We start from the raw sequence: 772 nt of genomic DNA, 5'->3' as shown, positions 1-772 counted from the left end.
ATAGGCGGTGGCGGGCAAGAGGCCCGCGCTGATCACCGTGCCGCCCTCGGCCAGATCCTGCGTATCGCCGCGCAGGATGATGGCGGTGGTGCCCGCGAGCCGGATGCGCCAGCGCAGGCCCCGCGCATCCAGATCGCTGTCCCAGCCGAGCTGCAGCGCCACGCGCCGACCGGCGCCTCCGGCATCCTTCAGGACGATGGCGCTGACGGCAAATCCTGACACCGGCTGGACCGGGATCGTGGTGCCCGGCGTGGCGGGCGTGTCGGGCAGTTCAAATTCCGCGCTCCAGTCGTAATCCGCCGGATCACGCTCGCGGATCGAGACCTTCTTCAGGCCGGTGCGCAGATCCTCGACCACCTCGCTGATCGAGAAGTCCTTGCTGACATAGCCGTTGCGGGCGCTCGACCAGTCGGCGGTGTCGAGGAGTTCCAGCGCCGAGGCATCGGGCGGCAGCGTCAGGCTGTGGCGGCGGAAGCGGCGCTCGTCCTCGATCCATGCCCGCATCAGGCGCTGCACCTGTCGCTTGTAAGGCACGGCGGGCAGCGTCAGATCGGCGGTGCGGCGGCCGAAGGCATCGGCGGCCTCCCAGGCGGCATTGGTGCGCGGCGGCGCCTCCTTGCTTTCCCACAGGCTTTCGGGGTCGGGATATTGCGCGGTGACCGCGTTATAGGTCTCCTCCAGCCCCGGAAACGGGTCGTAATCCTGCGGCTTCGAGACGATGATATCGTCATCGGTAAAGCTGTAGACCGGCAGCGCCGGGGCGCCGACCTGC

1 protein-coding gene is annotated in these 772 nt (G+C 68.7%); it reads right to left on the bottom strand.

Annotated features, from left to right (window positions below; genetic code table 11):
* Positions 1-772: phage tail protein (locus IE126_RS25590; protein ID WP_229825951.1), on the bottom strand; the 772-nt coding region annotated here is incomplete at both ends.

Origin of the sequence: Gemmobacter nanjingensis (assembly GCF_014652195.1) — a bacterium.
GTDB classification, from domain to species: Bacteria; Pseudomonadota; Alphaproteobacteria; order Rhodobacterales; family Rhodobacteraceae; genus Gemmobacter; species Gemmobacter caeni.
This window is presented reverse-complemented; position numbering and strand designations above follow the sequence as displayed.